18 protein-coding genes and 1 pseudogene are annotated in these 20,871 nt (G+C 57.6%); 8 read left to right on the top strand and 11 right to left on the bottom strand.

What is annotated here, in order from left to right:
* Nucleotides 1–97 precede the first annotated feature (97 nt).
* Both ADG72_RS05605 and ADG72_RS05600 read right to left on the bottom strand, forming a co-directional pair.
* A complete protein-coding gene (locus ADG72_RS05605) occupies nt 98–565 on the bottom strand; it encodes a hypothetical protein (protein ID WP_048713161.1) in 468 nt (155 codons plus the stop codon).
* A complete protein-coding gene (locus tag ADG72_RS05600) occupies nt 565–1,188 on the bottom strand; it encodes a TetR/AcrR family transcriptional regulator (protein WP_048713450.1) in 624 nt (207 codons plus the stop codon). The genes ADG72_RS05605 and ADG72_RS05600 overlap by 1 nt, the downstream gene beginning before the upstream one ends.
* A 290-nt stretch (nt 1,189–1,478) precedes the next feature.
* Between ADG72_RS05600 and ADG72_RS05595 the strand changes: the two genes are divergently transcribed.
* The 7 genes and pseudogenes from ADG72_RS05595 to ADG72_RS08555 all read left to right on the top strand — a co-directional run.
* Nucleotides 1,479–3,656, top strand: coding sequence for an AAA family ATPase (locus tag ADG72_RS05595; protein ID WP_048713158.1), 2,178 nt, complete (start codon nt 1,479–1,481; stop codon nt 3,654–3,656).
* Complete coding sequence (mcrC, locus tag ADG72_RS05590; RefSeq protein WP_048713154.1) at nt 3,653–4,687, top strand: 5-methylcytosine-specific restriction endonuclease system specificity protein McrC; 1,035 nt, start codon at nt 3,653–3,655, stop codon at nt 4,685–4,687. Before ADG72_RS05595 ends, mcrC begins: the two co-directional genes overlap by 4 nt.
* 45 nt (nt 4,688–4,732) lie before the next feature.
* Nucleotides 4,733–5,311 carry a hypothetical protein gene (locus ADG72_RS05585; RefSeq protein WP_048713151.1) on the top strand — a complete coding sequence of 193 codons (579 nt, stop codon included), beginning with the start codon at nt 4,733–4,735 and terminating at the stop codon, nt 5,309–5,311.
* 4 nt (nt 5,312–5,315) lie between these two features.
* The gene (locus ADG72_RS05580) at nt 5,316–6,161 is read left to right on the top strand and encodes a class I SAM-dependent methyltransferase (RefSeq protein WP_048713148.1); all 846 of its coding nucleotides are present in this window, start codon (nt 5,316–5,318) and stop codon (nt 6,159–6,161) included.
* Nucleotides 6,162–6,378: 217 nt separating this feature from the next.
* Nucleotides 6,379–6,915: a hypothetical protein gene (locus tag ADG72_RS05575; protein ID WP_019127309.1), complete on the top strand. Its 537-nt coding sequence runs from the start codon at nt 6,379–6,381 to the stop codon at nt 6,913–6,915.
* 378 nt (nt 6,916–7,293) lie between these two features.
* Nucleotides 7,294–7,545 carry a hypothetical protein gene (locus ADG72_RS08675; protein WP_192831729.1) on the top strand — a complete coding sequence of 84 codons (252 nt, stop codon included), beginning with the start codon at nt 7,294–7,296 and terminating at the stop codon, nt 7,543–7,545.
* Between the two features lie 19 nt (nt 7,546–7,564).
* Nucleotides 7,565–7,744, top strand: a pseudogene (locus ADG72_RS08555) (transposase); the annotation flags it as partial.
* Nucleotides 7,745–7,934: 190 nt separating this feature from the next.
* On the opposite strand, the gene ADG72_RS05565 reads toward ADG72_RS08555, so the two are convergent.
* The 3 genes from ADG72_RS05565 to ADG72_RS08755 form a co-directional block, all read right to left on the bottom strand.
* The gene (locus tag ADG72_RS05565) at nt 7,935–9,056 is read right to left on the bottom strand and encodes an SPFH domain-containing protein (protein WP_048713146.1); all 1,122 of its coding nucleotides are present in this window, start codon (nt 9,054–9,056) and stop codon (nt 7,935–7,937) included.
* A gap of 15 nt (nt 9,057–9,071) precedes the next feature.
* Nucleotides 9,072–9,644 carry a hypothetical protein gene (locus ADG72_RS05560; protein WP_148331402.1) on the bottom strand — a complete coding sequence of 191 codons (573 nt, stop codon included), beginning with the start codon at nt 9,642–9,644 and terminating at the stop codon, nt 9,072–9,074.
* 380 nt (nt 9,645–10,024) lie between these two features.
* Nucleotides 10,025–10,186: a helix-turn-helix domain-containing protein gene (locus ADG72_RS08755; protein WP_275043134.1), complete on the bottom strand. Its 162-nt coding sequence runs from the start codon at nt 10,184–10,186 to the stop codon at nt 10,025–10,027.
* A 219-nt stretch (nt 10,187–10,405) separates the two neighbouring features.
* Between ADG72_RS08755 and ADG72_RS05555 the strand changes: the two genes are divergently transcribed.
* Entirely contained in the window at nt 10,406–10,885 is a 480-nt protein-coding gene (locus tag ADG72_RS05555; protein ID WP_199774008.1) for a helix-turn-helix domain-containing protein, read from the top strand.
* 486 nt (nt 10,886–11,371) lie between these two features.
* Here ADG72_RS05555 and guaA read toward each other — a convergent pair whose 3' ends face one another.
* The 6 genes from guaA to ADG72_RS05525 form a co-directional block, all read right to left on the bottom strand.
* Nucleotides 11,372–12,943, bottom strand: a complete 1,572-nt coding sequence (gene guaA, locus ADG72_RS05550; RefSeq protein ID WP_048713143.1) for a glutamine-hydrolyzing GMP synthase — start codon at nt 12,941–12,943, stop codon at nt 11,372–11,374.
* 73 nt (nt 12,944–13,016) lie between these two features.
* Nucleotides 13,017–14,402: a DUF6350 family protein gene (locus ADG72_RS05545; RefSeq protein WP_048713141.1), complete on the bottom strand. Its 1,386-nt coding sequence runs from the start codon at nt 14,400–14,402 to the stop codon at nt 13,017–13,019.
* Nucleotides 14,399–15,322 carry a succinate--CoA ligase subunit alpha gene (sucD, locus tag ADG72_RS05540; RefSeq protein WP_048713139.1) on the bottom strand — a complete coding sequence of 308 codons (924 nt, stop codon included), beginning with the start codon at nt 15,320–15,322 and terminating at the stop codon, nt 14,399–14,401. The genes ADG72_RS05545 and sucD overlap by 4 nt, the downstream gene beginning before the upstream one ends.
* A gap of 22 nt (nt 15,323–15,344) precedes the next feature.
* On the bottom strand, nt 15,345–16,517 hold the full coding sequence (gene sucC / locus ADG72_RS05535; RefSeq protein ID WP_048713137.1) for an ADP-forming succinate--CoA ligase subunit beta: 1,173 nt from the start codon (nt 16,515–16,517) through the stop codon (nt 15,345–15,347).
* 87 nt (nt 16,518–16,604) lie between these two features.
* A complete protein-coding gene (locus tag ADG72_RS05530) occupies nt 16,605–19,343 on the bottom strand; it encodes an ATP-dependent helicase (protein ID WP_048713134.1) in 2,739 nt (912 codons plus the stop codon).
* Between the two features lie 2 nt (nt 19,344–19,345).
* Complete coding sequence (locus ADG72_RS05525; RefSeq protein WP_034234186.1) at nt 19,346–20,836, bottom strand: DUF1846 domain-containing protein; 1,491 nt, start codon at nt 20,834–20,836, stop codon at nt 19,346–19,348.
* Nucleotides 20,837–20,871 lie beyond the last annotated feature (35 nt).

Here is a 20,871-nt window from a genome sequence, read left to right as displayed (position 1 = left end):
TCATACCAAAGATGCATGCACAGCAATAGGGGGGGTCTCTCCGGAACGCACTAAACTCAAGATCGGCAGCTTAAACGCAGCTCAACACACGAGCAGACTATCTACTCCCCACCCTTCGAGCATGGAAAGTCCAGCCCTCACCAAACGCCCTGTGCAGCAGGAAGCTGGCCCCCGCCAAGGTCAGAGCACATCCCAGTCCCGTGTAGAAGAATGCGAAGAACCAATTGGGGACGAGGCCACTTAAGCGCAGTCCAAAGCCGAAGGACATCATGAAGACCATGATTAGGTAGCCCTTGAGGTCCAAGAATCGCAGGAAGTTCAGGCGTTCTGCATCCAAGCCTCGGATCCTCTGAGCATTCTTTAGGACGATCTTGCCGAACATTGCATGGAAGGCGAAAAACGCGGCAACAGCGCCAACAACAAGAGCAACGACAACACCGACAGCTGCACCGCTCATTTCAACGGCCGAACGTACACCAATCAGTGCGACGTTCATACCCGCCAGCAGCCAAACCACTCCGGCCACGGTGATCAGGTTTTCTTTCTTCATTTTGAACAGTGTCATCAACAATCTTTCTTTTCAATCGGGGCCGTCGCAGCGCTTTCTGAAGCACGATTCTCAGCCACGGCCTCGCACAAGCTGGTATCAAGAAGGGCGAAAAGGGGCTCACAATCAGAGCCCTCCATGAGCGAGGTAAAGATCGTCCCCAGAATAAAAGGACATAGTTTTTCGGGGCTCAGGGCACCAACCAGCCTTGAGCGCACGACCGCCGGGTCCCCTTCCAACACATGCTGGAGCCCCTCTTCCATGTGAGCCAACATCGGTCTACGCGCAGCCTCCAAGGCCTCGTGCTCACTGCGGGGAAGGCGACGCATCTCGGCGAACCAATCAACGTCCATCTGCGCCAAAGCCTCACCCAAAGTACCACGTAATTTCCGCACGTAGTCCGTGAAACTTTCGCGCCCGTCAACTCGGCAGCATTCCTCGAAGAGCGCCTGGTCAAAGAATCTCGTGAATACTGCGGCCGTCAGGTCCGCTTTTGTTGGGAAGTACATATAGACCGAGCCGACGGCGATCCCGCATGCCGCGGCCAGTTTTCGCACGGAGAGTGCGGAGATTCCTTCGCGCGCGGCGATCGAATACGCCTGGTCGATGAGTTTGTCTTTGTCGATGACCTGCTTGGGCACGAAACTCCTCCTCTCCCGTTTCACTCTATAATGAACAGTGTTCAGTATAGCCTCACCCTCCAAATCACGCATATGGCTATACGTTGAACGGCTACTCCTTACGGGCGAGCGGCACTTAGGAAAGTTCGATACTCAAACTCGAGACAGACACGTTGGTCGCTCGCGAGATCGTACGTATATGCAGAAGGCTGGACCATTTTCCGAGCTACGTACATAAAAATTCACCAATTGGAGAAGAACACAAACTAGCATTAGACCCAGGTTTACAAGCGCGTTCAAGGAAGGCCGCTATGGACATGGGTCAATTCGCTTGGGTTGAGTTCTACGAGGAGCTCGCCGATACCCTGCTCGAATACGCAAACGATCGGCGAGCACTACTCAAGCACTTGTCGAGTGCCTATGCCCAAGCAGGGATTCCCTTGCCAACAATCGACCGCACGAGTACTCCCGAGGACATCGATCCATTCACTGTGTTCGGCCTCTTTACACGAGGGATCACCAACGCAAAACGCGCAGCGATTATTGACGCATTGACACAGGAATTCGGCATCAATGCGACGCGACCGGTCACTTTCAACGGAGCCCCCGGGATTAACAACCTCGCGGCAACATTCAATGCCTTCGACAGCGAAACTCGCACGCAGGATATCGAAAACCTCTGGCGCGTCTTTAAAGCCGGGATCGCGCTGGCCGACAACGACTCTCCGGATAAGCGGGCTGATTTTACGGTCGCTTTTGACGCGACACTGGGCCAGCGTGGATTAGGACAGAAACTCACGACAGGCCTGTATTGGAACCGACCACGGTTCTTCATCAATCTGGACAGCCGTAACCGTTGGTTTCTGCACTCCCAAGTAGCCTGTGGAACAGAGGTTGCGAACCTTGTTCCTCCCGAGAAAGAAAAAGAACCAATTACAGGTGCTGCATACCTAAAAATCCGCGATCTAGTTGCCTCCACATGTGAAAGTACAAAACACCCATTCACTTCATTCCCCGAGATCGCCCATGCAGCATTTACTGACGCAAAAAGAGTGAATTCAGAGCGCAAAGAACAAAAGACACTTCAGGACGTCGAGCCCATCGAAAACTCACTCGGCGACGCTGATGTTGAAACGACTCACTACTGGCTCTACGCGCCAGGCAAGGGCGCGTGCATGTGGGAGGACTTCTACAGCCAGGGAGTGATGGGACTTGCCTGGGAAGAAGCTGGCGAACTTTCCGCGTACGCAAGCAAAGAAGAGATCCACCTTGCCTTGGTCAACTCAAACAGAGGAACGACCAACCCTCGCAACGACGCCTACGCGCTCTGGCAGTTCGCCAACGATCTCAAGCCCGGTGACATCGTTTTCGTAAAGGGAGGTCGAGGGAAGATCCTCGGACGCGGCCTCGTCACCGGAGACTACGAATACGACGAGGCCCAGGGACACTTCCCCAACCTCCGCAGCGTTGAGTGGACACACAAGGGCGAGTGGGCAATTGATCGCATACTTCCGTTGAAAACACTGACTGACATCACGGATGACACCACGCTTGTCGCAGCCATTGAGACTCTTTTCGAGGTCGAGGCTGATGAGGTCATTGATGATCAACCCGCGATCGAATACCCCGCATATTACAGGGAAGATTTCCTTTCGGAAGTTTTCATGTCCGAACAGCAATATGACACTCTCACCGGTCTACTTCGCGCGAAGAAGAACGTCATTTTGCAAGGTGCACCCGGTGTCGGCAAGACCTTCGCAGCAAAACGACTCGCGTATTCGATGATGGGCATGAAAGACGCCGAACGCGTCATGATGGTGCAATTCCACCAAAGCTACTCCTACGAAGACTTCATCGAGGGATACCGCCCCTGCGCGGACGGTTTCGAGCTTTCCAAAGGCGCGTTCTACAGCTTCTGCAAGAAGGCAGCCGACGACAATGAGCGCGACTATTTCTTCATCATTGACGAGATCAACCGTGGAAATCTTTCAAAGATTTTCGGCGAGCTCTTCATGCTCATCGAGAACGATAAGCGCGGTGAGAAGAACAAACTCCAGCTGCTCTATTCGCGCGAGCGTTTCTGCGTGCCAAGCAATGTGTACCTGATTGGCTTGATGAACACAGCGGATCGCTCGCTTGCCTTATTGGATTATGCGCTGCGTCGCCGCTTTGCGTTCTTCACTCTTTCACCAGGCTTTTCATCCAGCGGTTTCACGCGCTATCGCGAGGCCGTCGGCAGTCCCGCATTCAACAATTTGGTCTCGTGCGTGGCCAGGTTGAACACAGAGATCGCGAGCGACGAGTCTCTTGGTGAAGGCTTCATGATCGGGCACAGCTACTTCTGTGGATTCGTCGGAGGAACAGTCGATCACGCCAGCCTTTCAGCTATCGTTGAATATGAGCTCATTCCCATGCTTGGCGAGTACTGGTTTGATGACCAGGAAAAGGTCCGCCTCTGGTCCGAGGCACTTCGTCGCTCGATCCAATGATTCCGATTCGTAACACCTATTACATGCTTGCGTACGCCTTCCAGGTGCTACGCCAGCAGGGGTACCGCGATATAGCGACCGAGGAATTTGCTTCCACTGCGGAGCTCTTGGCTGAGATCCTGATCCGCGGCGTGCGCTCCCAACTCAAGCGAGGCCTCGGGCGCTCCTATGTCGACGTTACAGAGCCACTGTCGTCTCTGCGCGGAAAAATCGAGGTTACGGAATCTCTCAAGACACGCTCAATTCTGCGCCGGCAGTTGGTGTGCAGTTACGACGAGTTTTCGCTCGACACACAGATGAACCAGATCATCAAGGCGACATGCATGGCCTTGCTGCGGTCAAGGATCTCGAGGCCTCGGAAGAAAGAATTACGCAGGCTCCTCCCCTTCTTCGCGGAGGTTTCGGATATCGAACTCGGTGCGGTCAACTGGGGTATGCGTTTTGATCGCAATAATCAGACCTATCGCATGCTCATCAACGTCTGTTGGCTGATTTACTCGGGGCTTTTGCACACCAATGAAGGCGGAGAGGCTCGGCTTGCGGAGTTTTTGGACGAGCAGAACATGTGCCGCTTGTACGAGAAGTTCATTTTGGAGTACTACCGCCAGGAGCATCCAGAGATTCAGGCGAGTGCGCCGCATATTGCGTGGGCGCTTGATGATGGTTTCGATGACATGCTTCCGACGATGCGATCCGATGTGACTCTGAGGCGCGGGGACACGGTGCTCATTATTGACGCGAAGTACTATGCACACGCCACGCAGGAGCGGTTTGGCACGCGGAGCCTGCATTCGGGGAACCTCTATCAGATCTTCACGTATGTGAAGAATATGGAGGCAGCGTATAGCAGCGAAGCACACAGGGTGTCAGGAATGCTCTTGTACGCGAAGACCGATGAAGAGGTCTACCCCGATGGCGTGTACCAGATGAGCGGGAATGCGATAACTGTGAGGACACTCGATCTCAACAGGCCTTTTGAGGAGATCCGGGCACAACTCGACGGGATTGTGGAGGCGCACTTTTCACGGTGATATCCTCGCCAGTAGTGCAAGTTTTCACCAGAAAGAAGGCTCGCCGTGTACAAAGTCGTGCGCACCGCCATGCCGCTCCTTTTCATCGCAGCGGTCTACAGTGGCGGGCCCTTTTATGACGTCTTCGGCTGGGGAACAGACTGGCCGACCTGGGGCACTCTCCTTCTGATTGCAGGGATCGCAAATATCCTCTGTGCATGCTTCGATCGTGCAGAAGGCAGCCCACGCAGACTTACGTTTTGGGATCTGGTCCTCAAACTCAGCATGATCCCCTTCTACACACTGATATTCCTCTACGCGACAGGCATCGCGACGATCATGTTTGTCATCCCCGGGCTTTTTCTTGCAGCGCCTTTCGTCGTGGTTCCCTTGCTCGCAATGTCCTACCTCCTGATGCTCGCGACGTCCTCCTACGGTTTCGCGGCCTCGATTCGCGCGGCAAAACGCGGGCTACTCCCCGGTTCCTTCGCGACGATCCACATAGCACTACACTTCTTCGCCGTCGCGGACCTCATCTCCACTGCTGTCCTGTACCTGCAGCTACGCAGGGCGACCATGGCACGTATAGCCAGCGCCGAGGCCTCGGCAGCCGCCCCGCCCCAAAATCCCACCGACGTACAATGACGAAATGACTGAAACAAGCAGACGAGCGCAATGGTTTTCCGATAACGAACGCAACTGGGACGACCGCGCCGAGCTGCACATGGCTGGCAACTACTGCGACTACCAGCGCCTTCTCGAGGACCCAACAGCCATTAGCGCCGAACTGGCCCAAGATATCGAAAGATTCGGCGATCTCACTGACAAAGAGGTCATCCACCTGCAATGCCATGTCGGAACCGACACGATCGGGTTTGCTCGCCGCGGGGCCTCGCGCGTCATTGGCCTTGATCTTTCCGAGGCCTCACTTGCCTACGCGCGCAGCATCGCCCAGCGCGCGGGCGCTAACGTCGAGTTCGTTCACACGAACGTGTACGACGCTCGCGAAGCAGTGTCCGGAGATTTCGACTTGGTTTACACCTCGATCGGTGTTCTGTGCTGGCTGCCCGATATCGCCCAGTGGGCGCGGGTCGTTGCTTCTCTCCTCAAATCGGGCGGTACTTTCTTCATCCGCGATGACCACCCGATGTTCATGACAATTGGGGAGGATATTTCCGATGGTTTGAAGATTGAGCAGCCCTACTTCGAGCAGGACGCTCCGATGACGTGGGATGACGATTCAAGCTACGTGGATTCCCCGGGTGCGCCGCGGATTACTCACACAACGAACCACCAGTGGAATCATTCCCTCGGCCAGATCGTCACGGCCCTTATCAACGCGGGCTTGGTGATCGATGAGCTTGAAGAGGCTCCGCGTGCTGCATGGTGCCCGTGGCCCGAACTTATGGAACAAGATTCCACTGGCGGGTGGCATCTTCGTGAGCACCCTGAACGCCTGCCCCTTCAGTTCGCGATCACCGCACACAAAATCTGAAGGCACGCTCCCACTCCGCTTGGATCATGCGTTTTCGGGCGCATGTATTCGAGCAGATCCACGTGTCATCCTCCTTGATTCGGGGTTGCCGGTTTACTACCACGAACCCCACTCCACGGGAGGTGCTGCAACCCCCTCCCCTCACTCACGGCCCCCAGGGAGAGTGGGTAACATAGTCACGACTATTGCAAACTTTCAAACAGAGTGAGGGGTACACATGTCCACCATCGCGCGTGTCACCGCACCCATCCTTTTGATTCTCGCGGCATACATCGGCGGCGGCGCCCAGCTCATCTTCCCGCACAGCATCGCCGACACCAACGACGCCGTCTGGATCATCGCAGTCCTGGCCGCCGGCCTACTGAACCTCGCGAGCATCCTATGGCTTCAGCGCGACACCAGCGCACGCTCGCTCGCACTGCAGGGACTACTCCTCAAGCTCTGTATCCTCCCCCTCAACATCGGCTTCCTCCCCTTCACAGCATTCCTTGCTGCAGGCTTCTTGGCCCCCTCATATCTCGTGCTAGCCCTCGCCTACCTATTCACACTCATATGCGGCATGTACGCACTCCTGCTGACGAGTTCGCAGTACGGTATAGCCGCGGCGCATCGCGCCCACACGGAGGGCCTCCTCAGCCCCTCCTCACAACACAGGTACATCTCGATGCACTGCTTGCCGTTTGCCGATCTCATCTCCAGCATCTGGCTCTACATAGTCCTACATAGGGCACAGAAGCTCGCCTCGGACTCCTAAACATCCAACACCCCACCCACGGCCGCGATGATGTATTCACGGGACAAGCGAGACGACGATAGAAAGTAGCCGCCACGTGTCCAAGATTATCCGCGTCGCAGCTCCCGTCCTCCTCGTCATAGCCGCGCATAGCGACCAGTGCTACCGCATTGGATTCGAATTGACCTGGAACATGCGGCTCGCCTTGTTTGCGGTTGCCGCATCGGCAAATCTCATCTCCCTCTTCTAGTTGTGCCGTGACGAGAGCCCGCGTGTGCTGGCATTGCGGAGCCTGCTGCTCAAAATCGTTCTGGTCCCGTTCAACTTCCCCCTGCTTAAGTACACATATGCCTGGCCTACTTATTCATTTCCCTTCATGATTTCTTCAAGATAATGCGCTTGATCTACATGCAGGTGGGCCTGGCTTACCTATGCCTCCTCATCTCGTCGTGCTACGGCATCACCGCCGGGCTTCGCGCCCGCAACCAGGGCCTTAGTAACCCGAAGAGGACGAGGCTCCACATTCCCATGCAGCTGTTCCCCATCGCTGCCCCGGCCTCGTCCTACAAGCTTTACATGCACCTACGCAAGGTCGACGATGCCACCCCCGCAACCCCCGACCAACACCCGGTCACCCACACTCAACTCTGAAGAGCCACAAAACCAGACCAGGCCAATCCTGGCCTACATCGACCACCCCCACACCACAGGCGGTCCCACCGAAGCCATCAACGGCCGCTTCGAACACCCACGCGGCTCCGCACTCGGATTCCGAAACCTCACCAACTACATCACCCGAGCACTCCTCGAAACAGGAGGATTCAGACCCCAACTACACCCCCAATTATGAAGAGCCCCGAATGCTCCTCATCGCAGGAGGTCTAGATGCCTCCACCCACACTCAACTCTGAAGAGCCACCAAATGCATGTCAGCAGTCCCCGTGACTGGACGGCGCAGATTAATTCGAAACACTCACATAATACGGAGCCGCTACATGTTCGTAACGGCTCCGGAGTACAGGTTCCTCTTGACTCGAGCGCTACAGACCGAGGAGCTCCTTCTTCTTAAGGTCGAACTCATCTTGGGTCAGGATGCCCATATCAACAAGTTCCTTCAGCTTCTTCAACATCTCAATCTTCTCCTCCGTAGACATCTCGTGAGCGGAGGATTTCGCGGGCTGCCCCTGGGGACCGATGGCTTGCACCATGTTCATGCCGAATAGCATGCCACCGCCTTCGCCAAGACCATTGTCCTGGATACCTTGCGCAATTTTCTGCTGGGCGGCCATGTTGCCAGCTCGCTCGGAGGTATCCTCGTAAGCCCTCACGTTCATTCGGTTGGAAGAGAACTGGTTGACGAGCTGACGAGAATGGTCGGATAGCTCGATATTCTCGATTGCAACCTTCGTGATCTGCATGCCGAAGCGCTCTGGCCATGAACCCGCGTTGTACGTGTCCTCAGAGATGCGCTTCGCAATCTCGACCGCCTGTGCCGGCAGCTGGGAGATTCGATATGTGCTCGACATGCCATTTAGCGCAACGATGAACGACTGCAGAAATTCGGAAACCATCTGGCCACGAGCTTTGGGGTCGTCGAATGTGTAGCTGCTGATGTTCGCCGGTACGAAGTTGCGAATGAACTTATCGGCGTCGACGACCTTAACGGAGAATCCGCCATAGGCGTATATCTCAAGGTCGCATTCGTAGTAATGGTCGTTGTAGACCTGCGGGCCTCTGGTGCCGAATTTGATGTCACGAATCTCACGAAGATTCACAAACGCTATGCGCTTTTCGGATGAGCTGATTCCGCCATGGGAGAATCGGTCGCCCAGCTGCCGGAAGAGCGAATCCGAGTTGCCGCCCCTGAAGATACTGGATTCGCCGTCTTGGTATTCGTATGGACCGGGCTCGGACACTACGGTCTCGATGCCTCCCTGGCTGAAGATATACGCCGCGGTGTTTTCTGGTACGAAAATCTTGGAACCGTTTGAGATCACGCCTTGCGAGCCGAGGAGATTGCTTCCGCGTCCGTTGTTGGTGGACTTCAGAACGCCCGGAGCGACAACGGTGTGCTCGTCGAAATAGCCAGCGGTTATCAGGTCAAGCCATTGGTCGGCAAGGGTTCCACCTAGTGAATCAGTCGCTGCTTTTATAAGTCCCATGTCAATCTCACCTTCTTAGAGCACTTGCTCGGTGTCGCAATACTTGCATACAGCGGTCTTGCCCTTTACGCCCGTAATCGGGGCGTGGCAACCGGAGCACTTTGTCGAAACACGCTCGACAGAGCTTTTCTGCTGTTGGCCCGATTTGCCGAATCCGAAACCGAAGGCAGCACCGACTTCGCCAAAAGCGTCCCTAAGCTGGCCAACGACCGTATCCTCGAAGTCATATTCGGGTGCATCCTGACTTTCGAGTGCATTCGCAGAATCCCTGCCGGTTACCAAGCGGCTGATCTCGTTCGCCCAAATGCCGGCGTTCTTCTTTGCTTTGGTCTGAAACGCAAATTCCTCGATACCCTGCTGCGTGTAAATCTGCAGGATAGCGTGTCCGTTCCGCGCTTTCCCCACAAGCGCTTGGCACTTGCCGCCAATCACCTTGACCTGATTCAGGGGAATGTAACGAACGCCCTTCGTCCCCATGAAGACGCCCCTGCGGACGTGAATCAGATTGAGGTTGGTCAGAATTAGTTCGTCCGTGTAAGCGGTGGAGAGCTTATTGGGCTCGTAGCAGATGCCCGTCTCTTGGAGCACAACCCCCTCGTTAGGCTGTAATTGATACCTAGCCATCCGAATACCTCCGTCTATGCAACGTCGGAGCGATCCGTACCCAAATATGTCTCATATACTAGCAATAAATTCACCATGCTGTGAGTTTTGCTACTGATGACGCTGCGCAGCCCCAAATAAGTGTTCCGGTCACAGTAATGCACGTCGGCAGCTCCGAGGAAACCGTTTCGGAAACCCGTGTCATTCCCGAAACGGCGGATGGGTGCAGGGTACTTGCACCTTGCCGTGGGACCAGGGCGCGAAACCGCGGAAGGCAGGCGGAAAAGCCGTTCAAGCGAGTGCCTCCCTCCTACTTCACACGCCAACGGCCCCAGGCACGCTACCCGGGGCGTTCGTCGTCGCCGTCATTGGTCCTCATTGAAGGCGCAGAGGCCCAACAGGTCCTCGACATTCTTGCGCATGAAACGGAGGCTCTGCCCGATGCGCGTGCCGGCGAGGGCGCCGTCCTTGGTGAGCCGGTACACCATCGTGGTGCTCACCTGCAGATAGGCGGCCAGATCTTTGATCGTGAACAGCGGCTAGAGCCCCAGCGTCTCGGCGTGCATCTCCATCGTCGCTTGCGTCATGCGAATCACTTCTCTCTTGACTGTTCGGGGAAGCCGCCCCGGGCGCGGTTCCTGCTTTGCCATGCTTCCTCCTAGCGTTCGTTTCTGAAAGGTTCTACAATTGCGTAGTAGTAGCAGTTCACTTCTGAACGGTCGATACATATCGTTCATTTTCATGCTATGGATTCCATATGGTTCAAGATGGCCCGTGCCGAGGCGGATATGGAGGGCAAGTTGAAGACCGGGGAGCTCATAAAGAAGTACAGGAAGATGCGCAAGATGACGCAGAAGCAGCTCGCAGCCGCGTGCGGGCAGACCGACTCCGCCATCCGCAACTACGAGCTGTGCAATAGGACTCCGGGAGAGCCTCAGATTCAGGCCATTGCTGCTGCCCTGGCAATCTCGCCTGAGACACTGCGGGAAGTGCCCTTAGAATCGAGCAGGCAGGCCCTGGAGCTGCTGTTCAGGCTCAACGAGGAGCTTGGGCTCGTCCCGATGGAAGTCGACGGAACGATGGTGCTGGGCCTCGATGCCGCAGCGGAGAAGTCGCCAAAACTTGCCGCCGCGATTAAGGCGTGGAAGGACGTTCTTGATTCGGAGAAAGCCGGGGAAATCAACCCGGCGGAGCTCGACGCCTGGAAGGCCGGATTCGGCGTCTGAGCAAGCCACTCGGGGAATAATTGCGAATCAGAAAAGCGGCCTTCGGGCCGCTTTTTCATGCCCGCGGAGGCTTCGTTCCGGTTCATTTCAGCGTGAATTATCGGTTTGTTATTCCCCCAGCTTTACCTGCAGTTTTGCGATTTCAGTTCCTCTGGGAGCGCCATGATTCGTGTTTGATTCGAATCAGGTGGAAATCGGCGTTTTCGCGCTCGGGAATTGTTGCGGGTGGCTTGGCGGACCTCCGCGGCGAGCGGAAACCTCTAGGCGGCGCCAAATCGCGCCAACACCCGCCACTCCACAGAGTGACCACGAATCAAATTTGGCCTTTCACCAGCGTAAACAGCCCTCGATTCCAAACGGTTTCGGGGGCTGTTTCGGGATTGTTATTCCCGTTTGTTGCAGGTGGCTTGGCGCCGGCTGACCGCTCATGACGTGCCGTGGCACTCAGGGAACAGTTTCAGGTGGCTTGAGAATTCTCTCCTCGGCTCACTCCCACTCAATGGTTGCAGGCGGCTTGGACGTCACGTCCAGAACCACGCGGTTGACCTCAGCAACGGAGTTCGTAATACGCGTGGAGATACGAGCCAAAACGTCGTAAGGCAGGCGCGTCCAGTCGGCAGTCATCGCGTCCTCAGAGGACACGGGACGCAGCACGATTGGGTGGCCGTAGGTGCGGCCATCACCCTGAACACCCACGGAGCGAACGTCAGCCAGCAGCACAACCGGGCACTGCCAGATCTCTTGATCTAGGCCAGCAGCGGTCAGTTCCTCGCGGGCAATCAGGTCCGCGGCGCGCAAGATATCCAGGCGCTCACGCGTGACCTCGCCGACGATACGAATACCCAGGCCGGGACCCGGGAAGGGCTGGCGGTTCACCAGGTAATCGGGCAAGCCAAGCTCGCGGCCAACCGCACGAACCTCGTCCTTGAACAGGGTACGCAGGGGCTCGACCAGCTCGAAGGTCATGTCCTCGGGCAGACCACCCACGTTGTGGTGGCTCTTGATATTCGCAGCACCCTCGCCGCCACCAGACTCGACGACGTCGGGGTACAGGGTGCCCTGAACCAGGAACTTCACCTCGCCACCGGCAGCGCCAACCTCTTCGATGACCTGCTTCTGGGCGGCCTCGAAAGAGCGAATGAATTCGCGACCAATGATCTTGCGCTTGGTCTCGGGGTCAGTGACTCCGGCCAGAGCGGACAAGAAGCGCTCGGACTCATCGCAGGTGATGACGCGGATACCCATGCCGCGTGCGTAGTCGTTTTCGACCTGCTCGCGCTCGCCCGCACGCAGCAGGCCGTGGTCGATGAAGAAGCAGGTGAGCTGGTCACCGACAGCCTTGTGAACAAGCGCGGCGGCCACGGAGGAATCCACGCCACCGGAGAGCGCACAAATCACTTGCGCGTCACCGATCTGCTCGCGGATCTTCGCGACCTGCTCGTCAACAATCGAGCCCGGCGTCCACGTGGGTTCAATTCCCGCGCCCTTGTAGAGGAAGTTCTTCAGAGCATCCTGGCCGAACTGCGAGTGGCCCACCTCGGGGTGCCACTGCAGGCCGTAGAGGCGACGCTCGCTGCATTCGAAAGCTGCAACCGGGGTTTCTGCGGTCGATGCGGTGACGGTGAAGCCTTCGGGCGCGCCCTGAACGGCGTCACCGTGGCTCATCCACACGACCTGATCGTCGGGGGTGCCGTCGAACAGACAGGAATCACCGGAGACAGAAGCCTCGGTGTGTCCGTATTCGCGGGTTCCCGTGCGTCCTACGGTTCCTCCCAACGCGTGGGCCATGGTCTGGAAGCCGTAGCAGATTCCCAGGACCGGCACGCCCGCGGCGAAAATCGCGGGATCAATGGAAGGAGCGCCCTCTTCATACACGGATGAAGGGCCACCGGAAAGAATGATTGCTGCGGGTTCTTTCGCAAGCATTTCGGCGCCCGGCATGGTGTGCGGGACGATTTCCGAATAGACGCTGGCTTCGCGCACGCGACGAGCAATGAGCTGAGCGTACTGCGCGCCAAAATCGACAACAAGGACGGGATGAAGATCAGCTGAAGTCACCCCACCATGCTACCTGCTCCACACCATCTTCGACGAGGCCAAGCAGCGAGCGCTCCCCCACACCCGGGTTGGTTTAGTTGCTGGTTGCGTCCTCTTCTTCCGAGGCCTGAGCCGCCTCAGCGTCTTCAGCGGGCTCCTCCGCTGGCTGAGTTTCGTCAGCGGCGTTCTCAGCGACTTCGTCCTCGCTGGGCGTCTCAGACACAAGTTCCGCAGGCGCTACTCCCCCGGCTGGGGCCTCGTGATGGTGATGCTCATGGACACGCGCTTTCCCGACACCTACAAGCTCACGCGCCCATGCCACGCTCACCGGGTGTGAAAGCGCCACGGTCAGCAGGATCCCAAGCGCCACCTCGGCAAAAAGACACAGCGCAGAAAGGGACATGCGGGGTCCAAGGAAAGCCAAGCGGCCATTTCCCAAAACCACGGCCGAACCCAAGGAAGTCACCAAGTAAACGGCTGCAATCACCACAGCTGCGATTCCGCCCTGGTACAGATCATCAAGAAGTGATTCACTGCCCTTACGCAGACGCAGGTACACGCCAAGCGCTACGCCGAACACGATCAGCGCAAGGATCACCCAGTTGCCGGGGGCGCTTGCGGGGGTCGCACCGAAAAGCGGAATTGCCGGGATCGGTCCAACGGGAGCAGAAGTCGGCGAATGCAAGGCATCGCTACCAAGGTAAAAACCGGGACCGGAAAGCCAGGACAGTGCCCACACAATCGCGTTGGGAATGAACAACAGCTGCGCAAGGACGATCATGATCGAATCAACCATGGAAGTCGGCAGTAAAAGCTCGTGAATTCCACGGATCTGCGACCAGGAGACGATCACCGAAAGCAACAGGAAAAGTCCGCCATAAACCGCCAGAGCCCACGATGCACGCCAGCCCGCGCGTACTCCAACGCTGACCCACCTCGGTAGTTCAAAGCGGAGCTCAAGGTTCTTTGGCGCAAGCGCGACCTCCCAGGCGGCCGCAATCAAGGGGATCAAAATAGCCAGGGGAAGCGCGCCCCACACGCTCACGTTCGTACCAATTCCACCGGCCAAAAGCAGCGCGGTCACGGTGAAACCGGGGATTGCCATCCATTGCGAAGCGGGAGAAAAACGTCGTCCCTGCAGAAGGAGCAGCTTGGTCAAACCAATCAAGAGCAGCACAAACAGCAAAGGCACTGCGCGATAGGAGACATCACCAGAGACCACTCGCGCTCCAAGGGAAGCGCCCCACAGGTCAGAGGCAAAGTGGAAGGCGTCCTCCCAGGTGGTGGACACCATCCACTGGTTAGAGGACACCGCAGCGTAGGCGATCAGGGTCGGGACAACGACCAGTGCCCAGCCCAGCAGAGCCGCCTCGATCCCGGACAGCATCGAGCGCGCCCAACCCTGCGGAAGGGCAACGCGGATGGTCGGGCGGGCGGAAACTGTTGTGACCGTCGTACGCGCGGTGGGATCCTCACTCATCGAGCAGCCAGCGCCTCACGTGCCAAAATCGCAGTTTGCGAAGGGGTGCGACCAACCTTCACACCAACCGCTTCCAGCGCCTTCGCCTTTGCCGAGGCCGTGCCAGAACTTCCCGACACGATTGCGCCCGCGTGGCCCATGGTCTTGCCTTCGGGGGCAGTAAATCCTGCAATGTAGGCGACGACCGGCTTGGTCATGTGCTCGGAGATCCACGCTGCGGCGCGTTCTTCGGCGTCGCCACCGATCTCACCGATCATGACAACAAGGTCCGTATCGGGGTCGTTTTCGAAAGCTTCCAGAGCATCGATGTGAGTGGTTCCGACAACCGGGTCACCGCCAATACCAATGCAGGTGGTGAAGCCCAGGTCACGCAGCTCGTACATGAGCTGGTAGGTCAAGGTGCCCGACTTGGAGACCAAGCCAAGGCGGCCGGGACCAGTGATATCTGCGGGGGTAATGCCGACGTTGGATTGTCCGGGGCTGATGATTCCGGGGCAGTTCGGGCCAATCAGGCGCACGCCACGCTCAAGCGCGTAGTCAACGAAAGCGGTCGAATCCTGAACGGGGATACCTTCGGTGATAACGACCAGAGTTTCAATTCCCGCATCGATTGCTTCGATCGCCGCGTCCTTGGCGTATGCCGGGGGCACGAAGACAACTGAAACATTTGCACCGGTTTCCTCACGGGCCTGCGCAACGCTTCCAAACACGGGAACCTCAACGTCACCGGCGGCGCGGTTTTCAGCGCCCGGACCGTAGGGCTCGACGTGGAAGGTCACGGTGGTACCGGCCTTGCGGGGGTTCACACCGCCGACGATATTGGTACCGGCTGCCAGCATACGCGTGGTGTGCTTTTGGCCTTCAGAGCCGGTCATTCCCTGAACAATGACACGCGAAGTGGAATCAATAAAAATGCTCATGAGTTTTCAGTCCCGTCCCGTCTCAGGCGTTCGCGGCCAGTTCGGCGGCGCGGCGTGCTGCGCCGTCCATTGTTTCTTCCATGTGAACCAGGGGATGTGCGGCAGCAGCCAAGATTGCGCGGCCTTCCTCGACCTTGTTGCCGTCCAAGCGGACAACCAGGGGCTTGGAGGCTGCATCTCCCAAAGCTTCCAATGCACCAACGATTCCGCGAGCGACTTGATCGCATGCGGTAATTCCGCCAAAAACATTGACGAAGACGGAGCGAACCTGATCATCGCCAAGGATGACGTCCAGGCCCTTGGCCATCACTTCTGCCGAGGCACCGCCACCGATGTCCAGGAAGTTTGCGGGCTTGACGCCCCACTCTTCACCGGCCAAGGCAACGACGTCCAGGGTGGACATGACCAGGCCGGCGCCGTTACCGATCACGCCTACTTGGCCTTCCAAGCGCACGTAGTTCAGTCCGGCTTCCTTCGCCATGGCCTCGCGCGGATCCTGCGCGGCCACGTCAGCGTATGCAGCGTGCTCGGGGTGGCGGAAAGCGGCGTTGTTGTCAAGTGACACCTTGCCGTCCAGTGCCAAAACATCGCCCTGCTCAGTCAGGACCAAGGGGTTGACTTCAACCAAGGTGGCGTCTTCGCCTCGGTAGGTATCCCAGAGCTTCACCAAAACGGGGGCAAGCTTCTCGACGTGCGAACGATTGAAACCGGCCTCACCCAGAATTTGAGCGGCAACGTCTTCATCAATGCCAACCTTGGGGTCCAGGCCAACGCGGGCCAAAGCCTCGGGATGCTCACGTGCCAGGGTCTCAATATCCATACCGCCCTGCGCCGAGCACAATGCAAGCTCACGACGCTCGGAGCGATCCAGCAGGATCGAGAAGTAGAACTCTTCAGCAATATCCGCGCCCGCAGCGATGAGGACCGACTGGACGGTGTGACCCTTGATATCCATGCCCAAGATTGCTTCGGCCTTTTCGCGCGCTTCTTCTGCGCTGCGAGCCAGCTTTACGCCACCGGCCTTGCCGCGGCCGCCGATCTTGACTTGGGCCTTGACCACCAGAAGGTCGTTGTCGGCCAGCAGCTTCTGCGCTGCCTCATAGGCCTCATCTGGGGTGCGTGCAACGATTCCCGCAAGTACGGGGACGCCGTGAGCAGCGAACAACTCCCGTGCTTGGTATTCGTAGAGATCCATTGTGTCCCTTCACTTTGTGCCCGAAGGCGCTGCCTTGCGCGGTTACCACGTGAACTGTGGCGCGCAACTTCCTTAAGCCTACCGCGACTAGATCTTTTCCATGGGGGCCATCCGCAGCAACAGGCGTTTTTCAGCGGACGCGAAGGCGACTTGCGCAATGGTGCGCTCCCCCGCTCCTTCGAGGCCGATGACCGTGCCTTCACCCAGAGTTGCGTGGCGGACACGATCCCCCACGCGCACCTCCTCTGGGTTCAGCGTGTTTTTTGGTGCGCTTGTACCCGTTGGCCGCGAAACTGCAGTTCGCGCTGCTGGCGCGCCGCGTTTCCCGCCCAGTCCTCGACCGGCAAGCGGGCCGCCGTCACTACTGGATCCACCACTGCGCCCACCAAAGACGGGACCGCCATCCTCATCACGGCGCGAGTATCCGTAATCTGCGTAGTCTGAGCCATAGCTCCCAGACCTGCCCCCGTAGGAGGAGCTATAACCGGAACCTGAGTAAGTGCCATAGCCACCCGAACCGTATCCGGAACCGCCGCCGTATCCACCGCGCAGGCGTTCCATCGAGGTCGACGATCGGCGAATATCCAAGAGCTCGACGGGAATATCATCCAAGAATCGTGAAGGAGGCATTTCCTGAGGTGCTCCCCACGCGCTTCGCACGGCGGCACGAGTGAGGTAGAGCTGCTTACGAGCTCGCGTGATCGCAACGTAGGCCAAACGGCGTTCTTCTGCCAATTCTTCAGGGTCACCCAGCGAGCGTTGGTGCGGGAAAGTGCCGTCCTCCATACCGGTCACGAAGACGACCGGGAATTCAAGACCCTTCGCGGTGTGAACCGTCATGAGGGTGACCTGCCCACTTCCACTATCTTCCTCGGGAAGTTGATCCGAGTCAGCAACCAGGGCAACGCGCTCAAGGAAACCTGCCAAACCAACCTCGCCACTGGTCTGTACATAGTCCAAGGCAACCGCATGCAATTCGGCAAGGTTTTCCACTCGCGAGGCATCCTGCGGGTCTTGGGAGCGACGCAGAGTCGCAAGATATCCCGTGCGGTCAAGGACTTCTTCGAGAATTTCCGCTGCGCTTGCACCGGCCTGTTCCGCGCGCCGCATGGCCTCGATCAGTCCCCAAAAATCACCGATCGCTGAGGCCGCGCGCGGACTCAGCCCGGCCACACCCCCACGCGTGTCCTCAGTTTCTTCCTTGGGAAGTTCCGCCAAAGTCAGGCCGGTTCCTTCTGCTTCTCCGAGGCCTCGGCCCTGAGAAATCCAGCAATCCCGGGCGGCCGCGCCCATTGAAATCCCATAGCGATCGCTGTGGGCAATGAGGTCGGCCTCAGCCTTGGCACCGATTCCGCGGCGAGGAGTATTGATGATCCGCCGCAACGCAACCGTGTCGTCGGGGTTTGAAATCACCTGAAGGTAGGCCAAAGCATCTTTAATTTCCGCGCGTTCGTAGAAGCGAGTACCCCCAACAACTCGGTAGGGAATGCCTTGGCGAACCAAGAGTTCTTCGATTGCTCGCGATTGCGAGTTCGTCCTATAGAAGACGGCAATATCTGCCCAGCGTGTCCCGTCTGCCGACAGCTTTTCCATCTCTGAAACGATGAAACGTGCTTCATCGCGATCCGAATCCGCTGCATCGACAGTGATCAGCGCGCCGTCTCCCGATGCCGTCCACAGGTTCTTTGCGCGGCGGCCTTCATTTCGAGCAATGACAGCGTTGGCGGCGGACAAAATATTTTGGGTGGAACGGTAGTTCTGTTCCAGCAAAATGGTCCGTGCACCCGGAAAATCTCGCTCAAATTCTTCGATGTTGCGAATCGTTGCACCGCGGAAAGCATAGATTGACTGGTCGGAGTCGCCGACAACCGTCAGCTGCCCCGGTTCCACTCCATCATCCCCGGTGCCTACCAATTCGCGGACCAGCACATACTGTGCATGGTTCGTGTCTTGATACTCATCGACCAAGATATGGCGGAAGCGACGATGGTAGTGCTCGGCGATCGCCGGGTTGTCTTTGAGCAGGCGTACCGTGCGCGAAATCAGGTCATCAAAGTCCAAAGCATTGGACTGGGCAAGACGCTTCTCATATTCTTCGTAAGCCGAGGCAACAACTCGCGAAATTGGGTCATTCGGCGCGGTATCTCGGTATTCCTGCCAAGTGATGAGCTCATTCTTGAGGTCCGAAATGCGCGCGGCAACCAGCTTGGGCGTGAATCGTTTAATATCCACATCCGCTGCTTTCAGCACCATCTGGATCAGGCGCTGCGAGTCCTGCGAATCATAGATACTGAAAGTCGATCGCAAACCGGCCGCACGGTATTCCGCACGAAGCAATCGCACACACGCCGAGTGGAAGGTCGACACCCACATCCTGCGCGCAGCTCCCCCACCAACCAGCGCCTCGACACGCTCACGCATCTCAGCTGCTGCTTTATTGGTGAATGTAATCGCCAAAATCTCACCCGCACGGGCTTGAGCGGTTGCCAGAAGGTACGCAATCCGATGCGTCAGAACACGCGTCTTCCCAGAGCCCGCACCTGCCATGATGAGCAAAGGCACGCCCCGATGCTCGACCGCTGCGCGTTGCTGGTCATTCAAGCCCTTGAGAAGGCTCTCAGGGTCACTGTGCTGCGCCCAACTACCTTGGCCGCTTACCTGTCCCCATTGAGCCCTTCCCTGGTCCAAAGGAGCAACAGAAGAGCCCGCTCCCCTGACCATTGCGTCACTCGAGGAGCTTGGGTCGTAGAGGGGAAGGTCCTCCGCCTGATCGGAACCGAAGTCGAGGAAAGAGCCGAGATTGGGAAGTGAGTGATCCTGATCCATTTTCAGTGCTTGTGGTAGACGCCCTTGGTTGCGTGAACGGGTTCGGCGGTGACATTCATGCCAAGCTGACGAAGAATACCTTCATCAACACTGCCCAGCAGAACTGAAGAGTGCACGTCGCATCCAGCCAGTTTCGACAGTTGGTTCAAGGCCGCAGCTGCGCGTTCGTTGGAGCGCGCAGAGCCAGCCAAAGCGATCAGCACCTCATCGGTGTGCAGGCGAGGATTGCGACTGCCTAGGTGCTCAGTCTTGAGCTTTTGGATGGGCTCAATCTGTTCGGGGGCAAGTAGCTTTTCATCATCGTCAATACCCGCAAGAAGCTTCATTGCATTGAGAAGCATTGCAGAGCAGGGCCCCAGCAAGTCCGAGGTCTTTCCAGTGACAATGCGCCCGTCAGCCAATTCCATTGCGGCTGCGGGATATCCGGTTTCACGCGCGCGTTCAAGCGCGGGAGCGACAACCGGGCGATCCGCACTGCTCAGATTCATTGCGGTCATCAGGCGGGCCGCACGCTCAGACTGCACGGGCGGAAGGTCCTCGCGTGCTTCCAAGGCCAGGGCCTTGTACCAGCGGCGAATAATTTCTTGCTTCGAGGCCTCGCGGCAGACCTCGTCATTGCTGATGCAAAAGCCCGCCATGTTGACGCCCATATCGGTGGGCGACTGGTAGGGAGAGGTCCCCATGATCTTCTCAAGCAGGCGACGAAGGACGGGGAAGGCCTCGATATCGCGGTTGTAGTTGACCGTCGTTTCGCCATGAGCCTTCAAGTGGAAGTGGTCAATCATGTTGACGTCATCCAGGTCCACGGTGGCCGCCTCGTAGGCGACATTTACGGGGTGATCCAGAGGAAGATTCCAGATCGGGAAGGTCTCAAACTTTGCGTATCCCGAGGTCATTCCACGCTTGTGATCGTGGTAGAGCTGGGACAGGCAGGTTGCAAGCTTGCCTGATCCGGGTCCGGGAGCGGTAACAATAACCAGCGGACGAGTCGTGTGGACATATTCGTTGCGTCCCAGGCCTTCGTCAGAAACGATCAGATCGATGTTATTGGGGTAGCCCTCGATGGGATAGTGACGCGCGACCTTGATACCGCGGGCTTCGAGCTTGCGCTTAAAGGCATGCGCTTGGTCATTGGAATCACTCCAGCGGGTGATGACAACATTGCCCACGTACAGCCCGTATTCACGGAACATGTCAATGTGACGGAAGACGTCATCTTCGTAGGTGATTCCCAGGTCTTCACGCATCTTGCGGCGCTGGAAATCTTGGGCGTTGACGGCGACGACGATTTCGGCCTCGTCAGCAAGCTCGGCGAGCATGACAATCTTGTTATCCGGGGTGAATCCGGGAAGAACGCGAGAGGCGTGCATGTCGTCAACAAGCTTGCCGCCAAACTCCAGGTAGAGGGTCCCACCGAACTGCTGGCGACGTTGCGCAATGTGTTCAGATTGAAGGGCTAGATACTGATCGCGGTCGAAACCGATTGCGTGCATGATCGCCACTCCCAAGGCATCGTGGTGCAAGGACT

Origin of the sequence: Trueperella pyogenes (assembly GCF_001070855.1) — a bacterium.
Taxonomy (GTDB): Bacteria; Actinomycetota; Actinomycetes; order Actinomycetales; family Actinomycetaceae; genus Pauljensenia; species Pauljensenia pyogenes_A.
Note: the sequence above shows the minus strand (reverse complement) of the source record. Positions and strands in the feature narration are given on the sequence as shown.

Bases quoted from the DNA above. Each gene is read 5' to 3' on its own strand.
- ADG72_RS05605 (WP_048713161.1), bottom strand. From the start codon at position 565: ATGACACTGTTCAAAATGAAGAAAGAAAACCTGATCACCGTGGCCGGA.
- ADG72_RS05595 (WP_048713158.1), top strand. From the start codon at position 1,479: ATGGACATGGGTCAATTCGCTTGGGTTGAGTTCTACGAGGAGCTCGCC.
- mcrC (WP_048713154.1), top strand. From the start codon at position 3,653: ATGATTCCGATTCGTAACACCTATTACATGCTTGCGTACGCCTTCCAG.
- ADG72_RS05580 (WP_048713148.1), top strand. From the start codon at position 5,316: ATGACTGAAACAAGCAGACGAGCGCAATGGTTTTCCGATAACGAACGC.
- ADG72_RS05575 (WP_019127309.1), top strand. From the start codon at position 6,379: ATGTCCACCATCGCGCGTGTCACCGCACCCATCCTTTTGATTCTCGCG.
- ADG72_RS05565 (WP_048713146.1), bottom strand. From the start codon at position 9,056: ATGGGACTTATAAAAGCAGCGACTGATTCACTAGGTGGAACCCTTGCC.
- ADG72_RS05555 (WP_199774008.1), top strand. From the start codon at position 10,406: ATGGATTCCATATGGTTCAAGATGGCCCGTGCCGAGGCGGATATGGAG.
- ADG72_RS05545 (WP_048713141.1), bottom strand. From the start codon at position 14,402: ATGAGTGAGGATCCCACCGCGCGTACGACGGTCACAACAGTTTCCGCC.
- sucD (WP_048713139.1), bottom strand. From the start codon at position 15,322: ATGAGCATTTTTATTGATTCCACTTCGCGTGTCATTGTTCAGGGAATG.
- sucC (WP_048713137.1), bottom strand. From the start codon at position 16,517: ATGGATCTCTACGAATACCAAGCACGGGAGTTGTTCGCTGCTCACGGC.
- ADG72_RS05530 (WP_048713134.1), bottom strand. From the start codon at position 19,343: ATGGATCAGGATCACTCACTTCCCAATCTCGGCTCTTTCCTCGACTTC.
- ADG72_RS05525 (WP_034234186.1), bottom strand. From the start codon at position 20,836: ATGCACGCAATCGGTTTCGACCGCGATCAGTATCTAGCCCTTCAATCT.